Source organism: Halobacillus sp. BBL2006 (assembly GCF_000786645.1).
GTDB lineage: Bacteria > Bacillota > Bacilli > Bacillales > Halobacillaceae > Halobacillus.
This window is the reverse complement of record NZ_JRNX01000864.1, coordinates 1-1,073: the sequence shown is the minus strand read 5'-3', so window position 1 is coordinate 1,073 and position 1,073 is coordinate 1. Positions and strand designations below refer to the sequence as shown.

The 1,073-nt window shown below is 49.0% G+C and carries 1 protein-coding gene; it reads left to right on the top strand.

Going from position 1 to position 1,073, the window contains the following annotated elements; translation table 11 throughout:
- The coding region (locus tag LD39_RS20565; RefSeq protein ID WP_035553107.1) for an LUD domain-containing protein at positions 1-958 on the top strand (958 nt) is incomplete at its 5' end.
- Between the last annotated feature and the right edge of the window lie 115 nt (positions 959-1,073).

Genomic DNA, 1,073 nt, shown 5'->3' with positions numbered 1-1,073 from the left:
GGCGCTTCATAAAAATAAAGAGCAAATTCGGGAAACGTTCGTAAATAAAAAAGGCTACACTATGTCCGACGATCCTGTAGAACTCGCTGCTTTTGCAAGGGAGCAGCTGCGTCAGGATTTTCTGAGCGCGGACATCGGTGTGACTGGCTGTAATTTTGCTGTTGCTGAATCCGGAGCCGTCACGCTTGTGACAAACGAGGGAAATGCGCGGATGGTGACGGCGCTTCCGGATACTCAAATTTCGGTTATGGGGATGGAGCGGATTGTTCCAACGTGGGAAGACCTCGAGGTGGTGGTCAGTCTTTTGACTCGAGCAGCTGTCGGCCAAAAGCTGACGAGTTATATCACTTCCTTAACGGGAACACGGCTTGATGATGAAGTGGATGGTCCTGAAGACTTCCATCTCGTCATAGTAGATAATGGGCGTTCAAAAATTCTAGGAACAGAGTTTCAGTCCGCCCTTCACTGTATCCGGTGTGCAGCCTGTATCAATGCCTGCCCGGTCTACCGTCATGTTGGTGGTCATTCCTACGGGTCGATTTATCCAGGGCCGATCGGAGCTGTGCTTACTCCATTGCTTGATGGCTACGAGGATCATAAGGAACTTCCGTATGCTTCTTCTTTATGTGCGGCTTGCACGGAAGCCTGTCCGGTTAAAATTCCGCTCCATGAGCATTTAATAAGGCACAGGGAAATCATTGTCGAACGTGAAAAAATGACGACGAAGTCCGAGGAAATCATGATGAAAGGTTTTGCGAAATGGGCTTCCACTCCAGCTGCCTACAAAATGTCGACAAAAATGGCACGAACGGCGCTTAAGCCTTGGACAAAAGACGACTACATCAAAAACGGTCCAGGACCATTAAAAGGATGGACGGATCAACGGGATTTTCCAGCGCCTCCAAAGAAGAGTTTCAGAGATTGGTATAAACAAAGGGAGCAAAGGAGGGATGGATGATGGCCATTCACAACCGGGAAGCATTTTTAGATAAACTGGCCGAACGCCTTGGGAGACCCCGCAGGTCTGAAGCCTCCCCTCCATCTTATTCTGTAAAGCCACAGAACCGGGTTTT